Source organism: Nonomuraea sp. NPDC002799, assembly GCF_053592075.1.
The window spans coordinates 58,440-81,758 of the sequence record NZ_JBSFVA010000019.1 but is presented as its reverse complement, the minus strand read 5'-3'; the positions used below and the strand labels follow the sequence as shown (position 1 = coordinate 81,758).

22 protein-coding genes are annotated in these 23,319 nt (G+C 70.5%); 10 read left to right on the top strand and 12 right to left on the bottom strand.

Going from position 1 to position 23,319, the window contains the following annotated elements; translation table 11 throughout:
• Nucleotides 1-311: 311 nt before the first annotated feature.
• Together ACWD0F_RS30440 and ACWD0F_RS30435 are read right to left on the bottom strand one after the other, a co-directional pair.
• Complete coding sequence (locus ACWD0F_RS30440) at nucleotides 312-566, bottom strand: DUF6444 domain-containing protein (RefSeq protein ID WP_449881306.1); 255 nt, start codon at nucleotides 564-566, stop codon at nucleotides 312-314.
• Nucleotides 567-780: 214 nt separating this feature from the next.
• The gene (locus ACWD0F_RS30435) at nucleotides 781-1,569 is read right to left on the bottom strand and encodes a hypothetical protein (protein ID WP_449881484.1); all 789 of its coding nucleotides are present in this window, start codon (nucleotides 1,567-1,569) and stop codon (nucleotides 781-783) included.
• 786 nt (nucleotides 1,570-2,355) lie between these two features.
• Here ACWD0F_RS30435 and ACWD0F_RS30430 point away from each other — a divergent pair.
• Nucleotides 2,356-2,700, top strand: a complete 345-nt coding sequence (locus ACWD0F_RS30430; RefSeq protein WP_449881304.1) for a hypothetical protein — start codon at nucleotides 2,356-2,358, stop codon at nucleotides 2,698-2,700.
• A gap of 312 nt (nucleotides 2,701-3,012) precedes the next feature.
• Here ACWD0F_RS30430 and ACWD0F_RS30425 read toward each other — a convergent pair whose 3' ends face one another.
• The 3 genes from ACWD0F_RS30425 to ACWD0F_RS30415 all read right to left on the bottom strand — a co-directional run bounded on the left by ACWD0F_RS30425 (nucleotide 3,013) and on the right by ACWD0F_RS30415 (nucleotide 7,800).
• Entirely contained in the window at nucleotides 3,013-3,846 is an 834-nt protein-coding gene (locus ACWD0F_RS30425) for a M55 family metallopeptidase (protein ID WP_449881302.1), read from the bottom strand.
• Nucleotides 3,847-3,965: 119 nt separating this feature from the next.
• On the bottom strand, nucleotides 3,966-4,856 hold the full coding sequence (locus tag ACWD0F_RS30420) for an alpha/beta hydrolase family protein (protein WP_449881300.1): 891 nt from the start codon (nucleotides 4,854-4,856) through the stop codon (nucleotides 3,966-3,968).
• Nucleotides 4,857-4,953: 97 nt separating this feature from the next.
• Nucleotides 4,954-7,800 (bottom strand): LuxR C-terminal-related transcriptional regulator, encoded by a 2,847-nt coding sequence (locus tag ACWD0F_RS30415; protein WP_449881298.1) that lies wholly within the window; start codon nucleotides 7,798-7,800, stop codon nucleotides 4,954-4,956.
• Nucleotides 7,801-8,054: 254 nt separating this feature from the next.
• Between ACWD0F_RS30415 and ACWD0F_RS30410 the strand changes: the two genes are divergently transcribed.
• From ACWD0F_RS30410 to ACWD0F_RS30395, 4 genes are read left to right on the top strand one after another with little or no spacing between them, the layout of a single operon-like run.
• Nucleotides 8,055-8,312, top strand: coding sequence for a hypothetical protein (locus ACWD0F_RS30410; RefSeq protein ID WP_449881296.1), 258 nt, complete (start codon nucleotides 8,055-8,057; stop codon nucleotides 8,310-8,312).
• Between the two features lie 31 nt (nucleotides 8,313-8,343).
• Nucleotides 8,344-10,089: a S8 family serine peptidase gene (locus ACWD0F_RS30405; RefSeq protein WP_449881294.1), complete on the top strand. Its 1,746-nt coding sequence runs from the start codon at nucleotides 8,344-8,346 to the stop codon at nucleotides 10,087-10,089.
• Between the two features lie 15 nt (nucleotides 10,090-10,104).
• Nucleotides 10,105-10,359, top strand: a complete 255-nt coding sequence (locus ACWD0F_RS30400) for a hypothetical protein (protein ID WP_449881292.1) — start codon at nucleotides 10,105-10,107, stop codon at nucleotides 10,357-10,359.
• A 9-nt stretch (nucleotides 10,360-10,368) separates the two neighbouring features.
• Nucleotides 10,369-10,653 carry a hypothetical protein gene (locus ACWD0F_RS30395; protein WP_449881290.1) on the top strand — a complete coding sequence of 95 codons (285 nt, stop codon included), beginning with the start codon at nucleotides 10,369-10,371 and terminating at the stop codon, nucleotides 10,651-10,653.
• On the opposite strand, the gene ACWD0F_RS30390 is transcribed toward ACWD0F_RS30395, so the two are convergent.
• The 5 genes from ACWD0F_RS30390 to ACWD0F_RS30370 are packed head-to-tail and all read right to left on the bottom strand — an operon-like array spanning nucleotide 10,650 to nucleotide 15,098.
• Nucleotides 10,650-11,627 carry a branched-chain amino acid ABC transporter permease gene (locus tag ACWD0F_RS30390; protein ID WP_449881288.1) on the bottom strand — a complete coding sequence of 326 codons (978 nt, stop codon included), beginning with the start codon at nucleotides 11,625-11,627 and terminating at the stop codon, nucleotides 10,650-10,652. The two genes, ACWD0F_RS30395 and ACWD0F_RS30390, sit on opposite strands and share 4 nt — an antisense overlap.
• Nucleotides 11,624-12,484: a branched-chain amino acid ABC transporter permease gene (locus ACWD0F_RS30385; RefSeq protein WP_449881286.1), complete on the bottom strand. Its 861-nt coding sequence runs from the start codon at nucleotides 12,482-12,484 to the stop codon at nucleotides 11,624-11,626. The genes ACWD0F_RS30390 and ACWD0F_RS30385 overlap by 4 nt, the downstream gene beginning before the upstream one ends.
• On the bottom strand, nucleotides 12,481-13,140 hold the full coding sequence (locus ACWD0F_RS30380) for an ABC transporter ATP-binding protein (RefSeq protein WP_449881284.1): 660 nt from the start codon (nucleotides 13,138-13,140) through the stop codon (nucleotides 12,481-12,483). Before ACWD0F_RS30380 ends, ACWD0F_RS30385 begins: the two co-directional genes overlap by 4 nt.
• Nucleotides 13,137-13,892 carry an ABC transporter ATP-binding protein gene (locus ACWD0F_RS30375; protein ID WP_449881282.1) on the bottom strand — a complete coding sequence of 252 codons (756 nt, stop codon included), beginning with the start codon at nucleotides 13,890-13,892 and terminating at the stop codon, nucleotides 13,137-13,139. Before ACWD0F_RS30375 ends, ACWD0F_RS30380 begins: the two co-directional genes overlap by 4 nt.
• A 3-nt stretch (nucleotides 13,893-13,895) precedes the next feature.
• Nucleotides 13,896-15,098 (bottom strand): ABC transporter substrate-binding protein, encoded by a 1,203-nt coding sequence (locus ACWD0F_RS30370; protein ID WP_449881281.1) that lies wholly within the window; start codon nucleotides 15,096-15,098, stop codon nucleotides 13,896-13,898.
• A 104-nt stretch (nucleotides 15,099-15,202) separates the two neighbouring features.
• Between ACWD0F_RS30370 and ACWD0F_RS30365 the strand changes: the two genes are divergently transcribed.
• The 3 genes from ACWD0F_RS30365 to ACWD0F_RS30355 all read left to right on the top strand — a co-directional run bounded on the left by ACWD0F_RS30365 (nucleotide 15,203) and on the right by ACWD0F_RS30355 (nucleotide 18,694).
• Nucleotides 15,203-15,994 (top strand): PaaX family transcriptional regulator, encoded by a 792-nt coding sequence (locus tag ACWD0F_RS30365; protein WP_449881279.1) that lies wholly within the window; start codon nucleotides 15,203-15,205, stop codon nucleotides 15,992-15,994.
• A 52-nt stretch (nucleotides 15,995-16,046) separates the two neighbouring features.
• Nucleotides 16,047-17,516, top strand: coding sequence for an acyl-CoA synthetase (locus ACWD0F_RS30360; protein WP_449881277.1), 1,470 nt, complete (start codon nucleotides 16,047-16,049; stop codon nucleotides 17,514-17,516).
• A gap of 74 nt (nucleotides 17,517-17,590) precedes the next feature.
• Nucleotides 17,591-18,694 (top strand): 5-methyltetrahydropteroyltriglutamate--homocysteine S-methyltransferase, encoded by a 1,104-nt coding sequence (locus ACWD0F_RS30355; protein WP_449881275.1) that lies wholly within the window; start codon nucleotides 17,591-17,593, stop codon nucleotides 18,692-18,694.
• A gap of 110 nt (nucleotides 18,695-18,804) precedes the next feature.
• Here the strand turns inward: ACWD0F_RS30355 and ACWD0F_RS30350 are convergent, their stop codons facing one another.
• Both ACWD0F_RS30350 and ACWD0F_RS30345 read right to left on the bottom strand, forming a co-directional pair.
• Entirely contained in the window at nucleotides 18,805-19,368 is a 564-nt protein-coding gene (locus tag ACWD0F_RS30350; RefSeq protein ID WP_449881273.1) for an RICIN domain-containing protein, read from the bottom strand.
• 162 nt (nucleotides 19,369-19,530) lie between these two features.
• Entirely contained in the window at nucleotides 19,531-20,793 is a 1,263-nt protein-coding gene (locus tag ACWD0F_RS30345; RefSeq protein WP_449881271.1) for a Gfo/Idh/MocA family protein, read from the bottom strand.
• 73 nt (nucleotides 20,794-20,866) lie between these two features.
• On the opposite strand from ACWD0F_RS30345, the gene ACWD0F_RS30340 reads away from it, so the two are divergent.
• The gene (locus ACWD0F_RS30340) at nucleotides 20,867-21,994 is read left to right on the top strand and encodes an ROK family transcriptional regulator (protein WP_449881269.1); all 1,128 of its coding nucleotides are present in this window, start codon (nucleotides 20,867-20,869) and stop codon (nucleotides 21,992-21,994) included.
• Between the two features lie 71 nt (nucleotides 21,995-22,065).
• The gene (locus ACWD0F_RS30335; RefSeq protein ID WP_449881267.1) at nucleotides 22,066-23,319 is read left to right on the top strand and encodes an ABC transporter substrate-binding protein; all 1,254 of its coding nucleotides are present in this window, start codon (nucleotides 22,066-22,068) and stop codon (nucleotides 23,317-23,319) included.

The window sequence follows — 23,319 nt, the reverse complement described above, 5'->3', positions numbered from 1 at the left end:
TGCGAAGGAAGCCTCAGTATCGCGACCGCCGTCATAATTCCGTCATAACTCTGTTTAGCGCCCTATTTTGATATTCGTCAGCACGTATTACTCGCCGTCTTTTGCTTTTCTCCGGCCGTGTCGCGGCGTACACGGTGAGGTTTCCGGCACCGTGGGGAGAAAAGCGCGGGATCTCGATCTGCTGGTGCGCGACGGTCACTCCCAGATCGGTCGCCAGGGCGAGCTCGGCCCCGCACCCCGCACGAGCCCTGCGGGAATTGCTCGGTGGCGTCTCCCTCGGCGACATCGTCCGACCAGGCCAGCGCCTTGCTCTAGGCGCCCGGCTGCTTGCCCGGCCGGCGCCGGCCACCACCGGACGTGCGGTCCTTCGGCTGTCCGCGGCCGGGAAGATCATCAACCGATGGCGGCATCCCAGAGTCACCGCTGTTACGCGAGACCAGCCGCTCCAGCTTGACCACGCGTTCCCGCAGCTGAGCGACCTCCGCCTTCAGCGCGGCGTTCTCGGCCATGAGAGCACGCGTCAGAGCGATCAGCTCCTCGCGAGACATCTCCTCCAGGCCGGACACCCGAAGATCACACCATCTGCGAGTGGATTGATCAAAGTGACGGTCGGTTAAACGTCCAGTCGAACCGCTACACCTTGCGCACGACGTGAATGCTTACGGCTGGTTCTGTGACCGGCACGGATGCCTTGTCGCGGATGAAGATTCGGGCGAGGCGCGCCTATCTCTAACCGAATGCGAAGCTTGTCGCCCAAATTCACGTGCTACTGAAGTGATCTCAATCCCGATAGACTTTGACGGTGAAAGTCCAGGATCCCGATTTCCCGACCTGATCTGGTCGCAGGTTCATGAGGAAGGCAAGCCGGACGTCCGTGCCGCCAGAGTATCGCGTGCAAGCCATCAGTCGATCGTAAGGGAAGGGGTCGCCTATCCAGCCTTCGGGATTGTTGTTGTAACGCAGAATCGCACTGTACTGAGGGGCGCCGGGCACGAACCAGCCACGAGGTGCGGCGGTCCCATTTCCGCCGGGTCCCACCCACTTCTGCAGCCCATCAAAATAGATCGACCCGGAAACCTCGGCTATGCGGATGACATCGCCGTCGCGAATGCCGTTCGGCGCTTGGTCGCCGTAGGGCACAGGCGGGAAGACGGCGTCCCTGTGGCCGCCAGTGAAGGTCGTCGTGTCCTGTACGTCGGCCCTCAGGTCCTGGTTGCAGCGGTCCATGGCCGCCGTTACTTGGTGAGTTGGTGGTGAGACGCGAGTAGCGGGGGATTCCTCGCCCGAGCCAACCTTCTGCGCTACTGCAAGCGCGGCTGACCCTAGGAGAACTACGAATAATCCTAGTGCGACGCCCCTCCTGCTCCATGGCTTGACGTTGTGCTGGATCATGCCGGCCAATAGGTTGGAGAGCAGGGCGACGGTCGCCAAGGCCAGGGCGATCAAGACCACCAGCCATAAATCTTGCATGCCGACACTGTAGTCCTGTAGGCCGGTCGCGACCTCTGCGTCCAGAATCACGAATAGCTTTCGCGTATTGATGAGGTGAACAGGCTCGTTGGGTGGCATTGGTTCGCGTGTGGCCAGGTATGCCCTCTGGGCGGAAATTCCGAAGTCAGATGGCTGAGACGAGGATGATTCGGTCTTGTCGAATCTCTTGAACGTTCATCGGGGCCTTTGGCGGCGGTATTCCCGCCGGAGCCCGTCGTGCGCGCCACGCTGGCCGCCCTCGAAGGGCGCGGTGTCATGTCCACAGATCTTGATGTGGTCTGAGAGTTTCCATGATCGTTGTATGCGAAGGGATCTCAGCGATGAGCAGCTTTCGTGACAACGACATTTTGCTGCAGAACTTACCGTTCGCGCCAAACTGTCTCGAGGATCTCATACCTCCAGAATCTCACAGAGTCGGAGGAGGGTGAGGCACCGATTAAAACACTCTCCGGGGTTTTCCTGCCAACTGCAGGCCATCGCGCACTGATAATATCTGTCGCGGCATGTCTCGTGGCTACCGGCGTCATCGCCCCTAAAGAGCGGGTTTCTCGCAGGGACGGAATCACTTCGCCGAGAGGGTTTCGCGATGGAGAGGGTTTGTGCGGATCCTGCGGCGGCCCTGCTTAGCTGTTGAAAAATGGCCGCAATGGTTTCGTGTGTGAACGTGACTTCTACCACGACTAGTCTTTCGCCACAGCAAACATGGACGTCACCAGTTGGGGCTACGGCCTCGATATCAGCTTTTTTGACGGTGATCGCATAGGCGCAAGCGCTGCGCAGCGTTGTGGGTGTGGCCGGTGGCCCGACGCGTCAAATACGACATGGGAGCTTGTGACACTCGGGTGACGGCATCACGCTGTGAGCATGGCGACCTCCTCAAAGCGGGTGCCCAAGCGGCGCAGACGGCGCGGTGTGGCCGGTGCGGCTGGTCTGGTGTCGCTGACCTTCCTGGCCGCAGGGTTGGTCGGTTTCTTCGCGGATCCGCTTCATGTGCCACTCGCCATGCTGGAGCTGCTCGATCAGCGCGCCAGCGTGATCGGCATGTTCGTCGGCATCGCAGGCCTCGTCATGGCCGGAGTGACCTTGTGGACACAACTGCGGGAGTCGTCCTCGCCCTCGGTGCCTTTCCGTCCCGACGCGGAGGCGATCGTCGGCGTCGCAGCGGATCAGGCGTCCCGGCCGGTGCATCTGGCTCCGCGACCACCGTAACTGGCCGGCGGGGATGAGTTGCTGGCCGATCTGCGGGGGTTGCGTCCACGGAAGTGGTGTACGAGTTTGACCTGGTCAACAGGTCTCTGGACGAAATCGGCAAGACGAGAGCAAGGCATCCTGCGGTCATTCGCCCGAACTCATCGGTAATTCGCGAAGATCTCGTTGTGGTGCTCTTGGCGCTTGTGCGGCGGGTGCGGGTACACGCCGGAGTTCCGGGTGGAGAGCTGCATGCGCGAGGCCGAGATCATGCGGACGATCGAGATCCAGTGCTTGGGTGATCGGCCGTCACCTGGCCCGATGGCCGCGGATTCAGCGGCTGAGATAGTGGCTGGTCAGCGCGGACCAGACGATGAGCACGTCCAGCGCCGCACGAGGATCGGCAGCCCGCTGGCGTACCGTGCGGGCGCCGATCCGTTCGGTGCCCGGGACCAGGGCGGCCAGCTCGGCGGCGCCGTTGGGGCGCAGGTCGGCATCGATGATCAGCTCGTCGGGGACTGTCACCGGCAGGATCGTGCCGGCGGCGGCATTCTCCACGGCACGCGCCGCGCCTTCGGCGATGGCCTCCCGGGCGGCCGCCGGGTGCTTGCTCCGCGCGGCGGTGCGGCCGAGCGCGGTCTTCACCGGAACGGTGATCACGCCCGGGAACGCCTTCTCCGCAGCCGCGCACACCACGTCGTCCCCGGTGACCAGCCCTACGGGGACGCCCATGGTCGCGGCCACCAGGCCGTTGAGCTCGGCCTCGCCGATGGAGCGGCCATTGAGCCGTACGTCGGCGAACGCGCCGCCGCTGTAGGTGTGCCCCAGCACGCCCGCCGGATCGGCCGCCCCGGCGTGGTAGCCGACGAACAGCACCACCCCGGTCCGCGGTGTCACTTCCTGCACCATGTCGAACGGCTTGGGGTCTCCGATGACGTAGGCGGCGCGGCGGTCCAGTTGCTCGGCGAGCAGGTTGTCCGCCGGTCCGTGGCTGTCGTTGACCACCACGGAGGTGGCGCCACCGTAGAAGGCGCCGGCCACCGCGGCGTTCGCCTCCCCGGTCATCAGCACCCGTGCGGTGGGGTAGTCGCGGCCCCCCGCGTGGATCTGCTGCTTCGTGGCGATGCCCGCGACACCCTCTAGATCTACGGAGATGAGCACGTCCACCGGAAACCTCGCCCTCGTCACCTCACCCTGTCACCGTCGGGCGTCGATGGCCACAGTGACCACAGAGAAAAGCCCCGATGACGGCCGCCCGCCTGCGGCCGCCATCGGGAGGGGTCAGGTCAGGAGCTCGGGCAAGTGTTGCGGTACTCCGAGATCGCGCTGCCGCTGGGCGGCGGGCAGAGGAACTGCTCGTAGCGGGTGTCGTCGTCGACGAATCGCTTGAGCCAGGACACCATCGACTTGGCCATCGTGGTGTTGGTGGTCTGCGGGAAGAAGTGGCTGGCGTTGTTGAGCTCCAGGTACGCCTTCTCCGACGAGGACGGGATGCTGTTGTAGAACGGCTCCGAGTGGGTGGACACCGAGGCGATGCTGTCGCTCTCACCGCCGATGATCATGGTGGGTACCCGGATGCCCGACCAGCTCTTGGTCAGGTTCCATGGGGCGAGGGGCACGGCCGCCTGCAGGGAGGGGCGGTCGTCGGCGGCCTCCAGGGTGCCGCCGCCGCCCATCGAGTGGCCGGCGACCGCGAGCCTGGAGCCGTCGATGCGGCTGCGGATCGTGGTGGCGCTGTCCTCGACCAGGTAGTCGAGCGCGGCCAGGAGCTGGCGGCCACGGCTGGCGGGCTGGTCGTAGATGGTGTTGGTCTCGATGCCGATCACGACGAAGCCGTGCGAGGCGATCCTCGGGCCGAGCCAGGAGAGGCTGGACCAGGAGGCGGTGTACCCGGGTGAGATGGCGATCGCGCCGAACGTGCCCTGGCTGGTGTCGGTCGGATAGTAGATCACGCCGCCGCCGAAGCCGCTGACGCTGAGCGAGGAGACGCTCTGCTGCGCGGTGGCGAACGGGCCGCGGCTGGCTTCGAGCACGGAGTTGGTGGGGGCCGGGCCGCGCTCGTACGGGCCGGCCGCCTGGGCGGGGGAGGCGGTCGCGAGGCCGCCGGCGATCAGTGCGGTGGTGAGGGCGAGCTTGGTCAACGTTCGCGCGCCGCGGTGGGGGGTGGAGAGCTGCACGTCGTCATACTCCCTGCTCGTTCGGGGTGACTGCTGTCTGTCGCCATTGTTCGGATGCGAAGTCAGCCGTGCATCGGTGAAATCACCGGTCCTTCCATCAGGACATGAGCCTTACCAGTTCGACGCGGGAGCGGATGCCGAGCCGGCTGAAGATGTTCCGCAGGTGATGCTCGACGGTGCGCCTGCTCAGGAAGAGCTGCTCGGCCACCTCCTTGTTGGTCGCCCCCTCGGCGACCATGCGGGCGATCTGCAGTTGTTGCGCGGTGAGCGGCTGGGTCGTCGCCTGCTGGGCGTGGCGGACCGGCTCGCCGGAGGCGCGCAGCTCGGTCCGCGCCTGCTCGACCCACATCCGGGCGCCATACCGTTCGAACGTCTCCAGCGCCGCGTGCAGGTGACTCCTGGCCGCGCTCGGGCGGCGGTCGCGGCGCAGCGCGCTGCCGTACAGGAGTTGCGTGCGCGCCGCCTCGAACTCGTACAGTCCCTGCCCGTGCAGGTCGATCGCCTCCCGGAACTGCTCCTCGGCCTCGCCCGGCGCGGCCAGCAGCGCGCGGCAGCGGGCGACCAGCGCGCGCAGGTCGGGGCTGCGGGTGCTGCCCACCCAGCGTTCGAGCACCCGCAGCGCGGATCTGGCCTGGTCGTGCTCGCCCGTGCGGGCGGACGCCTCGATGAAGTGCGGGGTGGCCATGACCCGGATGACGACGTGGTCGTGGCGCCGCCCGGTGCGCAGGCGGTGGGCGGCGTCGGCGGGGCGGCCCGCGGCGAGGTCGAGGTAGGCCAGCGCCCAGTTGCCGATCGCGCCCGCGATGCCGAGCTCGTGGGCGTCGGCCAGCTCGATGGCGGCGTCGGCGCGGGTCCGGCAGGTCTCCTGCTCTCCCTCGACGGCGGCCGTGATGGCCAGCCAGGCCAGGTGCTGGGCCGCCGTGTTGAGCTGGCCGGTCTCCTGCGCCAGCCGCAGCCCCTCGGCCGCCGTCGTGGCGACGGAGGTGTAGCGGCCCATCCAGATCCCGGGATAGATCATGTACTCCAGGAGTTGCGGTACGGCCGAGGCCGCGCCGCGTACCCGGGCCGCCTCGACGGCGCGGGTGGACAGCCGGTGCGCGATGGTGTCCTCGCCGAGCAGCATGCTGGCCACGCACGCCCACACGAGCACGGCCGGATCGTGCACGGATTCCGCCAGCTCCACCACCCGCCGCAGCGGGCCGGCCGCCTCCTGGTGCAGGCCGCTGAAGGTGAAGGCCATGCCCGCGAGATACTCGAACATGAGCTGCGTCGGCGCCGCCTCGTCGGGGCGGCGCAGGGCGGCGGCCTGGCGGGCGATGGCGATGAAGGCCCGGTTGTCGCCCGCGCGGTAGCTGGCGTCGGCGGCTCTGACGAGGGCGCGCACGCCCAGCATGCGGTGGCTGTCCAGCAGCCAGCCGGCCGCCGACAGCAGCTCCTCGCGGGCGCTGCCCGTCTCGCCGCCCAGGAGCTCCACGCTCCCGTGCAGCAGTTGTACGTGGCCGCGCAGCTCGTCCGGGGCGGCCAGGGAGCGGAGTCTGGCGAGGAGGGAGCGGGCGACCTGGGGGTGGCCGGAGATCCACGCGTGCCGGGCGGCGGCGGCCAGGCGTTCGGCCTTGGCGGGGTTGTGGCGGGTGAGCTCGGCGGCGCGTTCCAGGGCGAGGTAGGGCTCGGGATGGGCGCAGGGGAGCGCGGAGAGCGGGCGCGCTTCGAGGGCGGCCGCGGTGAGCTCGTCGGCCAGGTCCTCCCGGGAGCCGTCCAGCGCCCAGGCCCGATGCCAGGCCCGCCGCAACCGGTGCGGGTCGGCCCCAAGGACATCGGCCAGCGGGTCGGCCCCGAGGCCGTCGGCAGGCGGGTCGTCCCCCAGGCCGTCGGCAAGCGGGTCCGCCCCGAGGCCGTGGGCCGGTGGCGGATCGGGGGTCAGGAGGAGGGCGAGGCGGCGGTGGGCGCGCTGGCGTTCGGAGAGGGAGGCGTCGAAGTACGCCACCGCCCGCAGGGCCGGGTCGCGGAACGCGTAATGGTCCCCGGCCGAGTGCAGGATGCCCGCACGCTCGGCCGGCTCCAGGTGTGTCAGCGCGCACGCGGGCCGAGCCGCCCTGATCAGCGTCGGCACGTCGAGGCCGGGGTCGGCGGCGACGAGCAGCAGCAGCCGCCGCGTCGTCTCGGGCAGCGGAGCCAGGCGGCCCGCGTGCACGCGCCACAACCGTCCGCCCTGGGGCAGCGTGGCGGGCGGCGTGGCCAGTCCGGCGAGCTGGCCGGGGGTGAGCGAGCCGATCAGCTCGCCCAGGGCCAGCGGGTTGCCCCGCGCGATCTGGTCCAGCGCCGCGAGCAGGTCCTCGGCGAGCGGCCCCGGCGCCAGGTCACCGGCCAGCTCGCGGACGGCCGAGTCGTCCAGCCGGTCCAGCACGCGTACGGGTGCGCAGTCCCGCTCCCCGTCCCTGGCCGTGAACAGCAGCACCACCGCCTCGCCCGCCACCCGCCGGGCCGCGAACGACAGCACCTCGCGGCTGGCCGGATCCAGCCGGTCCACGTCGTCCACGCAGGCCAGGATCGGCTGCCGGGCGGCCACCGCCGACAGCAGGCCGAGGACGGCGGCGGGCAGGGCGAGGCCGTCGGCGCCCGTACCGGACTCCATGGCGGCGACGAGGGCCCGCGCCTGCGCGTCCGGCAGCGCCGCCGCCGCCGCGGCGATCGGCCTGAGCAGGCCGTGCAGTCCCGCGTACGGCAGCCGTGACTCCGCCTCGACCCCGGAGACCCGCAACACCCGGAAGTCCGGGCCGGCGCGTGCGGCGGCCCAGTCGAGCAGCGCGGTCTTGCCCATGCCGGGCGCGCCCACCAGGGACAACGCGCCGCCGGAGCCGGCGCGGGCGGCGTCGAGCAACCGCAGCAGGGCGCGCTCCTCATCGCCGCGGCCGCGCAGGACGGGGGCGTACATGACAAGGGACACGTCGTCCAGTGTTACGCGCATATGTCAGGACTGAAAGGGGACGTTCTGCAGGGACCGGTGATTTCCCCGTTACCAGGCTGCCTGCCCTGGCCGCCGCCTGGGGCGGGGAATCCTAGGGATATCCCCGAGTCGTCTCCTGGGGCGGTTGCGGTACGCCGAAATTACAGTCGGCGGTGTCTGACCGGCGCGACGCCTGGGGGATGCCGCTGGACGACCGACCGACCGACCGACAGACAGACGGGGCGGCAGGAGCCATGCGCATCACGCTGATCGTGGACGAGGAACACGCGGTCCGGCTGCGGGAGCAGACCGGCGCGGAGCTCCTCGGCTGCCTGCGTCGCATCGGCGGGCATCTGCGGCCGGTTCACCCCGGCACGTCGGATCCCGTGCTGTCCACCTTCTTCGACATCGAAATCCCCGGCACGGTGGCCCCGCAACGGGCGATTTCGGAGCTGCTCAACTGCCAAGGGGTCACTGCGGCCTACGCCAAACCGGCCGACGAGTCGCCGTGAGAATCTCCGGCATCATCCGACAAGGACTGCCATGCCACCGAACAAACGTCGAAACGATCGCCACACCACTCCGTCCCCGTTCCCGACCGAGCGCGAGCTGGTCGTCATCGCCAAGCCCGCCGCCCGCCTGACGACCGCGGCCTCGGGCGCCGTGGCCTCCGCCGGCGGGATGGACATCACCCCGCTCCAGGACGTCGTCGCCGCCGCCAACGTCACGATGGTGCCGATGTTCGGGTCGGAGGAGCACCTGCGGGCCACGATGGCCCAGGAGACCGCGCCGAACCTGCCCGACCTGTCCATCTTCTACCGGGTCCTGGCTCCCGACGACCAGCTCGACGCTCTCGCGGAGCGGGTCATGACGGCCGAGGTCGTCGAGACCGCGTACGTCAAGCCGGGCGCGTCCCCGCCCGTCCGCACCGACGAGATGGTGCCGGAGGCCAAGGAGGGACCGCCCGCGCACACCCCCGACTTCGTCACACGGCAGGGCTATCTCGACCCCGCCCCCGGAGGGGTCGACGCCCGTCACGCCTGGACCGTCCCCGGCGGCCGGGGCGCGAACGTCAACATCATCGACATCGAGGGCGCCTGGCAGTTCGGGCACGAGGACCTGCTGGTCAACCAGGGCGGTGTCGTGGGCGGCTCGCCGATGACGGACCTGGGGTGGCGCAACCACGGCACGGCGGTCGTGGGGGAGTTCGGCGGGGACGCCAACGCCTTCGGCATCACCGGCATCTGCCCCGACGCCAACGTCAGAGCCGTGTCGATCTTCGGCATCGGCAGCGCCGCCGCGCTCAAGACGGCCGCCGATCGCCTGCGCCCCGGTGACCTGATCATCATCGAGCTGCACCGGCCGGGGCCGAGACACAACTTCGCGGCCCGCGCCGACCAGCGCGGCTACATCCCGATCGAATGGTGGGAGGACGACTACCAGGCCATCAGGTACGCCGTCGCCAAGGGCATCGTCGTCGTCTCGGCCGCGGGCAACGGCGCCGAGAACCTCGACGACCCGCTCTACTCGACCCGTCCGCCGACGTTCCCGGTGAGCTGGCGTAACCCGTTCGACCGGGCGGCCCGCGACTCCGGCACCATCCTCGTCGGCGCGGGCGCGCCGCCGCAGGGCACCCATGGCCGCGACCACGGCCCCGACCGCTCCAGGCTCGACTTCTCCAACTGGGGCACGGCCGTAGACACCCAGGGCTGGGGCCGGGAGGTCACCACCACGGGCGGCCTCGGCGACGGTTCCGGCGACCTGCAGGGCGGCCCGGCCGAGATCGAGTGGTACACCGACCGCTTCTCCGGCACCTCCAGCGCCACCCCGATCGTCACCGGCGTGCTCGGCTCGGTCCAGGGGGCGCTGCGCGCCGCGAACCGGATCCCGCTCACCCCCGCCAGGGCCCGCGCCGAGCTGCGCGCCGGCGGCTCGCCGCAGACCGACGGGCCCGGCATGCCCCGCACGCAGCGCATCGGCCACCGGCCGGACCTGCGCGCGATGTTGCCGCGCGTGCTGCAGGCGGCTCCCGTCTGGACCGGCACCCAGTTCACCGGAACGCTCGGCCCCGGGCAGACGGCCTGCTGGTTCACCTTCAACTGGCCCGCGCACTGGCACGTCCTGTGGACGGTCGTGCCCACCACCCCGCAACCGGGCGCCCCGCAGATCCGCTGGCGCACCCGCGTCGAGCGGGCCTCCGACACCTACGCCACCTACTGGATCTGCGTCTCGAACCTCACTCAGAACCAGGTCGGGATCGAAGGCCGTTACGCCGTCCTCGGATGGTGAGCAGAAAGGTTTCCCATGTTCGTTGGAACGCAGTTCACCGGAACCGTGCCGGCCAACCAGGCGCGTCGCTGGTTCACCTTCAACTGGCCGGCGGCCTGGCAGGTCGACTGGAACGTCATGTCCACCTCGCCTCAGCCGGGCGCCGCGCAGATCGAGTGGGACGTCGCCGTCGAGCGGGCGACCGCCGACCGCATCACGTACTGGATCACCATCCGCAACGTCACCGGGCAGGACGTCAACATCGAGGCCCGGTACGCGGTGCTCAACTAGGGGGCAGTCATGCGCGTGCATTTCGAGTTCGACGGCGCGGACGCGCCGCAGGCCCCTCAGGCAGGCCAGGCGCCCGCCTATGAGGGGCAGGCGCTGAACGCCGGCGCGGCCCTGCCGTCCGGCGCGCCGGGCCAGACGGGGCCGGACGCCGGTCCGTACGACGCGGGAGCGGCCCCGGCCGACCTGGTCGCCCGCCTGGGGGCCCACCCCGGTGCGGGCAACGGCCCGATGCGGGGCATCGCCGGTGAGACGGGCGATGTCACGGTCGACGGCGGCGCAGCCCCGCAGGGTTAGCGGCTCTCCACGGGCGGCCCGTCCCGCTCGCGTGACAGCCGCCCCGCCACGGCGGGCAGCAGCCCGCGCGGCAGGAAGAGCACGACGACGATCAGCACGATCGCGTACACGGCATAGGACAGCACACTGGGCGCGTAGGCCGGCATCCCCGGCCACGCGCCCAGCGTGTTCAGCCCCTGCACCAGCAGCGTGATCGCGGCGGCCCCGACGACGGCGCCCCAGATGGTGCCGAGCCCGCCGACCACCGCCATGACGATGTACTGGATGGAGATGAGCACGGGGAACGACCCCGGCGCCACGTAACCGGTGTAGAAGCAGTAGATGCCGCCGGCCAGCCCCGCGAAGGCGGCCGACAGCGCGAACACGACCAGCTTGTACCGCCCGACCGGGATCCCGGAGGAGGCGGCGGCGGTCTCGCTCGTGGCCAGCGCCCGCAGCGCGCGCCCGGGCCGCGAGGCGATGACGTTCCGCGTCAGCAGCATCACCAGCGCCACCCCGCCCCACGTCAGGTACGCGTACGCCGCGGGGCCCGCCGCCTCGAAGGCGCCCAGTGAGAACTGCGGGATCGCCTGCAGCCCGATGTCCCCGCCGGTGATCTCCAGTTGCCCGGCCAGCGAGAGCAGGATGAGCTGCATGGCCAGCGTCGCGAACGCCAGATGGTGCCCCCGCAGCCGCAGCAGCGGCGTGCCGATCACCAGCGCCGAGACGGCCGCCGCCACGGGGGCCGCGACCAGCCCGGCCACCGGCGGGACGCCGTTCAGCGTGAGCAGCGCGGCGGTGTACGCGCCGATGGCGTAGAAGGCGCCCTGCCCCAGCGAGACCTGCCCGGCGTACCCCATGAGCAGCGACACCCCGACCGTGACCATCGCGGCCAGCCCCAGCAGGATGTAGACGGCCAGCGCGCTGTCGTCGAGCACGGCCGGCAGCGCGAGCGTGACGGCGGCGACGGCGAGCGCGGCGACCAGCTTGATCATGTGGATTCCTGGGAGAGGGTGGAGCGGCGGCCGGCCTGCACGATCATCACGATGATCATCAGACCGAGCGCCACTTCGAGCTGGTGGGAGCCGTAGCCGTAGCCGGCGGCCATGGTCTCGGCCACGCCGAGCAGCAGCGCGCCGACGAGCGTGACCACCGGCCGGGTCAGCGCGCCGAACACGGCGGCGGCGAAGCCGTTCACGATGAGCGTGACGTCGGTGTCGAACGAGATCGGCCGCAGCGGCGTGACGAGCACCCCGGCGACGCCGCCGAGCAGCCCGCCGAGCGCGAACGCGAGCAGCCCCATCAGCCGGGTGTCGATCCCGACGACGCGGGCGGCGTACGGGTTGGACGCGCACGCGGTCAGCGCCTTGCCCAGGTAGGTGCGGCCGAAGAAGAGCGCCAGCAACACGAACGCGGCCACCGTCACCGCGATGACCAGCAGGTGCTGCGTCTGGATCCGCGCGCCGGCGATCGTCACCGAGCCCGCCAGCCCGGGAGCCGAGCGCGGCTGGTCGCCCCAGAGCACGATCTCGACGGCGTAGGCGAGCACGCCCACGCCCAGCGTGACGATCAGCGCCGACAGCGGCGTGGTGCCCCGCTTGCCGATGGCGGCCAGCCCGGTCAGCAGGCCCGCGACGGCCGCCGCCAGCACGGCCGCCAGCTCGCTGAGCCCGTGCGGGAGACCGAGCCCGAGCAGCGAGGACGTGCACAACCCCGCGACGACGGCGAACGTCCCCTGGGCGAAGTTGACCACGCCGGTCACGCGATGGATGACGACCAGGCCGCTGGCGATGAGCGCGATGGCGCACCCGACCGCGAGCCCGTTGAGGAGGTATGTCAGGAAGGCGCTCACGTGATGGCCCCGCCCAGGTACGCGCTGGCCACCCGCGGATCGCCGGCCAGCGCCGCCGACTCGCCCTCGGTCACCAGCCGCCCCGACTCCAGCACGTACGCCCGCCGGCACAACTCGAACGCCAGCCGCGCGTTCTGCTCGATGAGCAGCACGGTCAGCCCCTGTTCCCGGTTGAGCTCGGCCAGGTGGGCGGCCAGGTCGGCGGTCACGTTCGGGGCCAGCCCGAGGGACAGCTCGTCCACCACGAGCGCGTCGGGCCGCGACATCATGGCCCGCCCGAACGCCACCATCTGCTGCTCGCCCCCGGACAGCACCCCGGCCCGCCGCCCGGCCAGCTCCGCCAGCCGGGGCAGCAGCTCGTAGACGAAGGAGGGGTCGCGCTCGCCGGACCGCCAGCCGCCCAGCGCCAGGTTGTCCGCGACCGACAGGTCGGGGAACAGCTGGCGGCCCTCCGGGATCAGCGCCAGCCGGCCGCCGATCGTCACCGTGCCCGACGTGGGCCGCAGCAGGCCGGCGAGCGTGTTGGCCAGCGTGGACTTGCCCGCGCCGTTGGGGCCGAGCAGGGCGACCATCTCGCCCCGCGCCACCGTGAGGCTGAGGTGTTCGAGCGCGGTCGCGGTGCCGTAGGAGACGACCAGGTCGCGGACGTCGATCATGAGACCTGTCCGAGGTAGGCGGCCAGCACCAGCGGATCCGCGCGCACCTCGGCCGGCGAGCCGTCGGCGATGACCTGCCCCAGGTCGAGCACCACGACGCGGTCGGCGAGCCGGGTCACGAAGGCCACGTCGTGCTCGATGAGCAGGATCGTCAGCCCGTCCGCCCGCAGCTCCTCCACCAGCGCCGCGAGCCGCTCGCGCTCCTGGCCGCGCAGCCCGGAGGCGGGCTCGTCGAGCAGCAGCAGCCGGGGCCGCGCGCACAGGGCGCGGGCCAGTTGCAGCGCCCGCTGCTGCCCGATGGGCAGCGTGTCCGCGGGCCGGTCGGCCCACTCGGCCAGCCCCACCCGCTCCAGCGCGGCCCCGGCCGCGGCCGCGATCTCGTGTTCGTCGCGCCGGTGCCGCGGCAGCCGCAGCGCCGCCGAGACGAACCCCGCGCGGGTCCGCCCGTGCAGTCCCACCATGACGTTCTCCCTGACCGTCATGCCGCGGAAGACCCTGGCCGCCTGGAAGACGATCGACATGCCGAGCCGGGCCCGCCGGTGCGGCGCGAGCCGGTCCACGCGCTGCCCGAGGAAGGAGATCTGGCCGTGGTCGGCCGCCAGATGCCCGGTGATCAGGTTGAACAGCGTGGACTTGCCGGCTCCGTTGGGCCCGATGATGCCGCAGACCTCGCCGTCCGCGACGGTCAGCGACACGTCCCGGACGGCGTAGACGCCTCCGAAGGAGCGGGCGACCCCGGTGACCGTCAGCACGCCCTACCCCGCGGCGGCGACGGTCTTGGCGAGCTGTTCCTGGGCCCACGTGGTCGGCACGAACTTCCCGCCCTTCACCGTGTTCACCGAGATGAACTCCGGCGACAGCCCGGAGTGGTCGGTGGCGGAGTAGCGGAAGCGGCCGTTCGGCGTGATGAGGTCCATGCTCTCCAGCGCCTGCTGCACCTTGGCCTTGTCCGTGCTGCCGGCCTTCCTGATGGCCTCGAACAGCAGCAGGCTCGCGCTGTATCCGTCCTGCGCGAACTGCGGCGGCGGATAACCGTGCTTGCTCTGGTACGGCGTGGCCATCTGCTCGATGATCTGCTTCTGCTTGCCCGCGGGCAGGTGCTCGCCGACGACGCCGATCGCGCTCTGCACGGTCATGCCCTCGGCGGCGGCGCCCATCGGCTCCAGCCAGAGCTTGCTGGCCTGCGACGCGGTCAGGAACAGCGGCGTCTTGAGACCTGAGGCGACATATTGCTTGGCGGCCGTCACGCCGGGTGCCCCTGAACCCCAGAACACCAGAGCTTCGGCGTCGGAGTCGCGCACGTGGGTGAAGAGCGGGCTGAAGTCGGAGGTGGTGGTCTCGTACGCCTCGTCCACGGCGATCTTCACGTTGTACTTCGGCGCCAGCGCGACCATCGACTTGTGCCCGGAGACCGAGTACGCGCTCTTGGAGTCCCAGGCCACCGCGACGGTCTTGATGCCCTCGGCCTGGATGTACTGCAGGTAGCGCTCGGCGTACATGCTGGACAGGGCGGGCGTGACGAAGACGTACGACTTGATCGGCTCGACCTGCTCCTGGGCCGGGGCCAGCGACAGGTACGGCATCTTGTCCCGCTGCGCGATCGGCTCGATCGCGAGCGCGCAGTTGGAGAAGACCGGCCCGATCAGCGCGTCGATCTCGCCCTTGATCTGGTTGTAGGCCACGATGCCCTGGTCGGGAGCGGTCTTGTCGTCGCGGCTGACCAGCTCCACCTTGCGGCCGAGCAGCCCGCCCTGGTCGTTGACCTGCTTGACGGCCAGCTCCACGGCCTTCTTGTCCTCGCTGCCCAGCGGGGTGTAGTTGCCGGTCAGGGAGACGATGAGGCCGACCTTGATCGGATCCTGGGCGCCGCCTGACCCGCCTGACCCGCCTGCGCCGCCTCCGCCACAGGCCGCGACGGCTAGGACGAGACAGGCCAGAGACGGGATGAGCCTGCGCATCGGGACCTCCTGGACCGGCGATGTGGCCCCGAATGTAGGCATGTACATTACGGCTGTCAAGAGATTGCCGAGTATCCGGGAAGGGCGACATGCGGCCTCAGTCGGTGATTCTCACCTTTCTCGGGGACCACGTATACGGGCGGGGCATCTGCGTGGCCTCCAGGAGCTTCATCGAGGCGTTCGCCCGGGTCGGCATCTCGGAGGAGGCCACCCGCTCGACGCTGACCCGGATGGTCCGCCGCGGCCTGCTGCGCCGCCAGCGCGCGGGCCGGCGGATGTACTTCGGGCTCACGCCGACCAGCACCGAGGTGCTCAAGGACGGCGAGCGGCGCATCTGGCGCAGCGGCGTCGTCAACGACGAGGGCGGGGATCGCTGGACGCTGATCGGCTTCTCGCTGCCGGAGTCCTGGCAGCGCCAGCGCCACGAGCTGCGGTCGAGGCTGGCCTGGGCCGGGTTCGGGCCGCTGCAGAACGGCCTGTGGATCGCTCCGGGCGAGGTCGACACCGCCCGGGTGATCGACGACCTCGGGGCGAACGTCAAGGTCTTCGCCGCCGAGCCGAGGCACCCGACCGACATGCAGGCGCTGGTCGGCGACGCGTACGACCTGGCGGGCCTGGGCGATCGGTACCGCGCGTTCCTGCGCCGCTGGGACCAGGCCGGCCCGGTGCCCGGCGCGCCCGACGACCTGGCCCGCTCGCTCATGCTGCTCACGGCCTGGCTGCAGATCATCAGAACCGATCCGCGGCTGCCGCTGCGCTACCTGCCGCACGACTGGCCGGCGGAGAAGGCGCAGCGGGTCTGCCACGCGCTGCACGAGCGCTTCCGGCCGGAGGCGGCCCAGGTGGCGGCGCGGCTCCTGGATGCGATACCTGACGAAACTTGGGCAGAACGGTGACAGCCATTGCGTAGTGACCTAACTTGATGGCCTGAAGCCTCAAGGAGCGCGGATGCGGAATCAGGGGATTGGCTCGTGGCCGGCCCGCCGGGCCCGCATGACACCTGAACGGGTGGCGCTGAGCTGTCGCGGACGCGATCAGACCTACCGTGAGCTGCGCGAACGGACGTACCGGCTGGCCTCAGCGCTCGGCGTGGGCCGGGGCGCGCGGGTGGCCTACCTCGGCGTCAACCAGCCGTCGATGGTGGAGACGTTCTTCGCGGCGGGGCTGCTCGGGGCGATCTTCGTGCCGCTCAACGCCCGGCTGGCCACGCCCGAGCTGCGCTTCATCCTCCAGGACGCGCAGGCGGAGGTCCTGCTGCTGGGGGAGGGGCAGGACGGCGCGGGGCTGCCGGGCCGCCACGTCCCGGCCGCCGATTACGAGGCGCTGCTGGCCGCCGGCTCGCCCGAGCCGATCGACGAGCCCGTCAGCCAGAACGACGTGTGCCTGATCATGTACACCTCCGGCACCACCGGGCGTCCCAAGGGCGCCATGCTCACCCACGCCAACCTGACCTGGAACACCGTCAACCTGCTGGTGGACGTGCCGCTCGCGCACGACGAGGTGACGCTGATCAGCGCGCCGCTGTTCCACATCGCGGCCCTGGCCCAGACGCTGATCCCGACCGTGCTCAAGGGCGGCAGGGCCGTCCTGGAGCCCTCCTTCGACGTGGACCGCACCTTCGACCTGATCGAGACGGAGCGGGTCACGGTGATGTTCGGGGTGCCGGCCATGTTCGGCTCGCTGAGCCGGTCGCCGCGCTGGGACCGGGCGGACCTGTCCAGCCTGCGCCACCTGCTGTGCGGCGGCGCGCCGGTGCCCGAGCCGCTGATCAGGACCTACCAGGAGCGGGGGCTGACGTTCCTGCAGGGGTACGGCATGACCGAGACCTCTCCCGGCGCCCTCTTCCTCGGGGCCGAGCACGCCATCGCCAAGACGGGCGCGGCCGGCGTGCCCTGCTTCTTCTCCGACGTCCGCCTGGTCACGCCCGACGGCTCGGCGGCGGCCCCCGGCGAGCCGGGCGAGGTCTACGTCCAGGGCCCGAACGTCATGCCCGGCTACTGGCGGCGGCCCGAGGACAGCGCCAAGGCCCTGTCGGCCGACGGCTGGTTCCGCTCGGGAGACGTCGGCGTCGCCGACGCGGACGGCTACGTGCGCATCTCCGACCGGCTCACCGACGTGATCATCTCCGGCGGCGAGAACGTCTATCCGGCCGAGGTCGAGAGCGTGCTGTACGGCCATCCGGCGGTCGCCGAGTGCGCCGTGATCGGGGTCCCGGACGACAGGTGGGGGGAGGTGGGCAAGGCCCTGGTCGTGTTGCGGGCCGGTACGAAGGCCGAGGCGGAGGAGGTGCTGGCCCACCTGGACGGCCGCCTGGCCCGCTTCAAAATCCCGAAATATGTGGAATTCGTAGCCGAGTTACCCAAGAACGCGGCGGGCAAGCTGCTCAAAGCCCCGCTCCGCAAGCTCTACGGAGACTGAACGCCACGAGAGATCCGGCAAGCACGCCACCGCACGCCTGCTCAACCTGTACGAGCAAGAGGAGATGACGCGTCATGCGTACCTCACCGCCTTTCCGCGCCGACCACGTGGGCAGCCTGCTGCGACCACCCGGGTTGTTGCGCGCCCGGGAGAGCCTCACGGGCGACGCGCTGCGCGAAGCCGAGGACGCGGCCATCAGGGAGGTCGTCCGCAGGCAGGGGGAGACCGGGCTGCGGAGCGCGACGGACGGCGAGTTCCGGCGGGCCTCCTGGCACATGGACTTCATCTACCGGCTCGGCGGCATCGGCCAGGCCACCGACGAGAACATCACCGTGCGCTTCCACAACGAGCAGGGTGACATCGAGTTCACCCCGGCGGCGCTGCGCGTGCACGACCGGATCAGGCTGACCGAGCCCGTCTTCGCCGACGACTTCGCCTTCCTGCGCGACACGGTCGCCGACGGCGTCGTGCCCAAGCTGACCATCCCCTCGCCCAGCATGGTGCACTACCGCGGCGGACCGGCCGCGATCGACCCCAAGGTCTATCCCGACGTCGAGGAGTTCTGGCGCGACCTCAGCGCTGCCTACGCCGAGCAGGTGCGCAGGATCGGCGCGCTCGGCTGCACCTACCTGCAGTTCGACGACACCAGCCTGGCCTACCTCAACGATCCGGCGCAGCGGGCCGAGCTGACCTCGCGCGGCGACGACGCCGAGCACATGCACCTGCGCTACATCAAGCAGATCAACGCGGCGCTGGCCGCCAAGCCGGCCGGGATGACGATCACGACGCACATGTGCCGGGGCAACTTCCGCTCCTCATGGGCGGCCTCCGGCGGCTACGACTTCGTCGCCGAGGCGCTGTTCGGCGAGCTGAAGGTGGACGGGTTCTTCCTGGAGTTCGACGACGAGCGCTCGGGCGGGTTCGAGCCGCTGCGTTACGTGCCGCCGGGCAAGATGGTGGTGCTCGGGCTGGTCACGACCAAGCACGGCGAGCTGGAGTCGAAGGACACGCTGAAGCGGCGCATCGACGAGGCCGCCAAGTTCGTCGACCTCGACCAGCTCTGCCTGTCGCCGCAGTGCGGGTTCTCCTCCACGGTCGAGGGCAACCGGCTCACGGCCGACCAGCAGTTCGCCAAGCTGCGGCTGATCGTGGAGACCGCTCAGGAGGTGTGGGGCTGAGGAGGTCACCGGGCCGCCCGGCGCGGGGCGGCACCGGGCCGCCGCCCCGAGCGGCCCGGTGCCGCCGATGACGAGCCGCCGCGGCGTTCGATCCGTGGCGGCTCGCGCGCTCAGTGCTCCTTGGACCACTCGTCGGCGTTGTTGATCAGGAACCGCTGGTTGGCGACGTTCCCGCAGGAGAACTGGATGATCGGCGTGTCGTCGCTCAGGCTCCCGCGGTAGACGTCGAGGCACTTGCCGGCGAAGGTCCTGATCTCCACCCGGCCACGGCTGGCGCTTTCGAGGAAGAAGTGCTGGTTCGGGCCGCCGTGGCAGCGGTGCTGGATGAGCGCCGCGCCGTCGAGGGGGCTCCCGTGCTGGATGTCGAGGCACTTGCCGGTGAAGCTCTGGAACGCCACCCGGTTACCGCCCAGGCGCCGCATCCGGAAGTGCTGATGCGACTCTCCGTCGCAGCCGTACTGGATGATCGGCGCCCCGTCCTCCGTACTGATGTTCGCCACGTCGAAGCACCGGTCGGCGAACGTCTCGATCTCCACGAGCGGGTCGTGCGGCCGGGGCGCCGTCGCGTGGGCGGGCGTCCCGGGGAGCGCCGCCAGGGTGAGCGTCGCCAGGGCGCCGCTCGCGAGCAGCCGCCTCATCTGGCCGGCGCCGCCGCTATGGGTGAAAAACCTCATATCAGGTCCCTTTTGTCGTGAGTGGCTGGCCTGCGCCCGGCAAGACGAATGGACGTACGGCCAAGAACGCGAACATCACTCATTGTCGCGGGACACATGCTAACGGTGACCATCACCATTTTCGTTTGCACACGCCCTTGAACCGCATTCGAGTTCAGGGGGTCAGAGCGTGACGACCGAGCCGGTGAGGCGGGCCCGCTCGGCCGCCCACACCACGCGATGGGTCATCAGGCTCTCGGCCGCGTCCGACCGCAGCAGTGACGGGTCGTTCGAGGCGACGGCGGCGAGGAAGGCGTCGGTGAGCCCCTCGTCGCCGCCCCCATGCCCGTCGGCCGCCGACGCCCCCGCCCCCGGCGCCCCGGCCGTCTCGCCGGTGTCGATCTGCTGCTCCTCGCCCGTCCTGAAGTCCACCAGCCGCAGCGTGCGCCCGTCCCCGTCGATGTAGCCGTGGGTGCCGAACAACCGGGTGCGCCGGTGCTCCATGGGCGTGAACGCGCTCATCGTGAACGAGCACGTCGCCCCGTCGTCGAACTCCATCACCACCTCCTGGTGATCCACCACGTCGTTGTCGCAGGCGTACACGCAGCGCCCGTACGGCCCCGTCCGCAGCGCCTCCAGGACGTCCTCCTCGGTACGCCCGGACGTGACCGCCGACAGCGGCCAGAACTCGCTGTCGGCATCCCCCAGGCAGCCCAGGTAGAGGCGCTTGGCCGAGTACGGGCACGACGGCTCCAGCGGGCAGTCCAGGCACCGGCCGGCGGCCTCGGCGGGCCGGTCGGCGGCGCGGAAGTGCGACAGCGAGCCGAACGACGAGATCCGGGCGGGCGGCCGCTCGAAGAGGTGGACCAGCCAGTCGATGTCGTGGCACGCCTTGGCCAGCAACATCGGCGCCGAGGTGTCCTGGCGCCGCCAGTGCCCGCGCACGAACGAGTGGGCCTGGTGCCACCACCCGACGGGTTCGAGGTGCTGGACGCTGACCAGCCGCCCGATCCGCCCGCTGCCGAGCAGGTCCTTCACCACCCGCGTGTACGGCGTGTACCGCAACACGTGGCAGACGGCCAGCAGGATGCCGTTGCGCCGGGCCGCCTCGGCGATCCTGGCCGCCTCCCGCTCGGTGGTGGCCATCGGCTTCTCCAGGAGAATGTGGTAACCGAGGTCCGCCAGCGTCACCGCGGGATCGGCGTGCAGCCGGTCGTGCGTGGCGATGACGACCGCGTCCGTGACCCGGCCAGCCGCCGCCAGCTCCTTCCACCCCACGTACGCCGCCTCGGCCGCGATGCCGAACTCCGCGGCGAAGGCGGCGCGGCGCTCCGGGTCGGGCTCCGCCACCGCCACCACCCGCCCCGCGCCCGTGGCCTGCGCGCGGCGCGCGTAGGTCAGCCCTCGCAGGCCACCGCCCACGACGGCTAGAGTCACCTCAGTCATGGAACCTTCCCCGACGAAATATCATGGAAAGCATCATTATTCGGTCTTGGACAGCGGACAGCAAGGGGGGCCGATGGCCGGGGAACTGAGCGGCGGGGACCTGTCACGACTCAGACAGCTCAACGCGCTCGCCGTGATCAAGGCGCTGCAGGGTCAGCCGTCGCTCACGCTCACGGAGGTCGCCAAGCGCACGGGGTTGTCCCGCGCGTCCACCGAGGACGTGGTCCGCGAGCTGCTGGGCAAGGGCTGGGTGGCCGAGGCCGGCGCGACCGCGGGCGGGGTGGGCCGGCCGGCCAGGCGCTACCGGTTCAAGGCCGACGCGGGGCGGGTGCTCGGCGTCGACATCGGCGGGCACAAGATCCGCGCCGTCGTCGCCGACCTCGACGGCGACGTCGGCGCCGGCACCCACGTGCGGGTCACGCCCGAGATGGGCCGGGCCGAGCGGCTGGCGGCGGTGGACGAGGCGATCACGACCTGCCTGGAGGAGGCCGGGCTGACCGGCGGCGAGGTGTGGGCCTCCGGCGTCGGCACGACCGGCCTGGTGGACGGCGCGGGACGGGTGATGTTGTCGGAGGCGCTGCCCGAGTGGACGGGCGTCGACCTGGCCGCGCACGTGCGGCGCCTGGTGCCCGCGCCCGCGCTGGTCGAGAACGACAGCAAGCTCGCCGCCCTGGCCGAGCGCTGGCGCGGCGTGGCCCGTTACGCCAAGGACATGGTGTTCCTGCTGGCCGGGCTGCGCACGGGTGCGGGCCTGGTGATCGACGGCAAGCTGCACCGGGGCTTCGGCAACGCCTCCGGCGAGATCGGCGCGCTGCCCGCGCTCGGCTGGATCCGCGCCCAGGAGCACCTCAAGGCGGCCAACGGCGAGGCGGGCGACGTGTTCGCCGCGGCGCGGGCCGGCGACAAGGCCGCGGTCGCCGCCGTACGGCGCTATGTCAAAGACCTGGCGCTCGGCGCGTCCGCGCTGGTATTGGCGCTGGATCCGCAGATGGTCGTGGTCGGCGGCGGCTTCTCGCGCTCGGCCGACGTGCTCATCGAGCCGCTCAGGCGCGAGCTCGACCGCTGGTGCATCCGCACCCCCGAAGTCCGCATGTCGGCGCTGGGCGACGAGGGCGTGGTGCTAGGCGCCGTCCGGCTGGCCCTCGACGACGTCGAGGAGCGGGTGCTCGACGGCCGCACCTCGCTCGTGAGCCATCTGTAACACACCCAGCTCTTGAAGAAAATTTCACTGGACTCCATCATTACTCCCACGTTCTACGAGAGGACCGGGAGATGTGGAAGTCGGCACGGCACGGTGCGGCGCTCCTCTGCGCGGCACTGCTCGCCTCCGCGTGCGCGGGCACTGAGCAGGCCGGCACCGGAGCTCAGTCGCAGGAGAAGGTGACGCTGTCCTACGGCGTCTGGGACGCCACCCAGCAGGCCGTCATGCAGGAGCTGGCCACGGAGTTCACCAAGACGCACCCGAACATCGCGGTCAACGTCCAGCTCACACCGTGGGCGGACTACTGGACGAAGATGAAGGCCGCGGTGACCGGCGGCGCGGCCCCGGACGTGTTCTGGATGAACGGCCCGAACTTCCAGCTCTACGCCTCCAACGGCGTGATCGCCCCGATCACGGAGCGGATCGACACGTCGGTCTACCCCCAACCCCTGGTGGACCTCTACACCTACGACGGCAAGCTGTACGGCCTGCCGAAGGACATGGACACGGTCGGCGTCTGGTACAACAAGACGCTCTTCGACGCCGCGAAGGTGAAATATCCGGCCGACGACTGGACCTGGGCCGACTTCAAGGCGGCCGGCGCCAAGCTCACCGACGCCGGCAAGGGCGTCTACGCGGTCGGCGCGCAGCTCACGAGCTTCCAGGAATACCAGTACAACACCATCTACCAGGCCGGCGGCCACGTGATCTCGCCGGACGGCAAGAAGTCCGGCTACGACGACCCGAAGACCATCGAGGGCCTGCGGTTCTGGACCGACCTGATCGCCGCCAAGCAGTCGCCCGACCTCAAGACCATGACCGACACCGCCCCGCTCCAGCTCTTCGAGGCCGGCAAGCTGGCGATGTACTGGGGCGGGTCGTGGGACGTGGCCGAGTTCACCAAGAACGACTACACCAAGGACAAGGTCGACGTGGCCCCGCTGCCGAAGGGGGAGAAGCAGGCCACGATCATCCACGGTGTCGCCAACGTGGTGTCGGCCAAGTCCGGGCACCCGGCCGAGGCGCTGGAGTTCGTCAAGTTCCTCGGCTCCAAGCCGGCCGCCGACCTGCTCGGCCGGAAGGGGCCGATCCCGGCCTACAACGGCACCCAGGCCGCGTGGGTGAGCGCCCATCCCGAGCTGAAGCTCCAGGTCTTCCTCGACGCCGTGGCGTACGCGGTGCCGTACCCGGTCTCCAAGAACACCGCCGCCTGGCAGGAGGCGGAGCTGACGCACCTCACCAAGGCGTGGACCGGCGAGGTGCCGATCGACCAGGCGGCCGCGAACCTGGCGGCCGGGATGAACGACCTGCTGGCCAAGGAGTGA

What these genes read in the sequence shown, in the direction of transcription:
- ACWD0F_RS30390 (WP_449881288.1), bottom strand. Translation starts at nt 11,627, where the DNA reads ATGATCAAGCTGGTCGCCGCGCTCGCCGTCGCCGCCGTCACGCTCGCG.
- ACWD0F_RS30400 (WP_449881292.1), top strand. Translation starts at nt 10,105, where the DNA reads ATGTTCGTTGGAACGCAGTTCACCGGAACCGTGCCGGCCAACCAGGCG.
- ACWD0F_RS30410 (WP_449881296.1), top strand. Translation starts at nt 8,055, where the DNA reads ATGCGCATCACGCTGATCGTGGACGAGGAACACGCGGTCCGGCTGCGG.
- ACWD0F_RS30350 (WP_449881273.1), bottom strand. Translation starts at nt 19,368, where the DNA reads ATGAGGTTTTTCACCCATAGCGGCGGCGCCGGCCAGATGAGGCGGCTG.
- ACWD0F_RS30430 (WP_449881304.1), top strand. Translation starts at nt 2,356, where the DNA reads ATGGCGACCTCCTCAAAGCGGGTGCCCAAGCGGCGCAGACGGCGCGGT.
- ACWD0F_RS30340 (WP_449881269.1), top strand. Translation starts at nt 20,867, where the DNA reads ATGGCCGGGGAACTGAGCGGCGGGGACCTGTCACGACTCAGACAGCTC.
- ACWD0F_RS30370 (WP_449881281.1), bottom strand. Translation starts at nt 15,098, where the DNA reads ATGCGCAGGCTCATCCCGTCTCTGGCCTGTCTCGTCCTAGCCGTCGCG.
- ACWD0F_RS30395 (WP_449881290.1), top strand. Translation starts at nt 10,369, where the DNA reads ATGCGCGTGCATTTCGAGTTCGACGGCGCGGACGCGCCGCAGGCCCCT.
- ACWD0F_RS30435 (WP_449881484.1), bottom strand. Translation starts at nt 1,569, where the DNA reads ATGCCACCCAACGAGCCTGTTCACCTCATCAATACGCGAAAGCTATTC.
- ACWD0F_RS30335 (WP_449881267.1), top strand. Translation starts at nt 22,066, where the DNA reads ATGTGGAAGTCGGCACGGCACGGTGCGGCGCTCCTCTGCGCGGCACTG.
- ACWD0F_RS30355 (WP_449881275.1), top strand. Translation starts at nt 17,591, where the DNA reads ATGCGTACCTCACCGCCTTTCCGCGCCGACCACGTGGGCAGCCTGCTG.
- ACWD0F_RS30380 (WP_449881284.1), bottom strand. Translation starts at nt 13,140, where the DNA reads ATGATCGACGTCCGCGACCTGGTCGTCTCCTACGGCACCGCGACCGCG.
- ACWD0F_RS30360 (WP_449881277.1), top strand. Translation starts at nt 16,047, where the DNA reads ATGCGGAATCAGGGGATTGGCTCGTGGCCGGCCCGCCGGGCCCGCATG.
- ACWD0F_RS30405 (WP_449881294.1), top strand. Translation starts at nt 8,344, where the DNA reads ATGCCACCGAACAAACGTCGAAACGATCGCCACACCACTCCGTCCCCG.
- ACWD0F_RS30345 (WP_449881271.1), bottom strand. Translation starts at nt 20,793, where the DNA reads ATGACTGAGGTGACTCTAGCCGTCGTGGGCGGTGGCCTGCGAGGGCTG.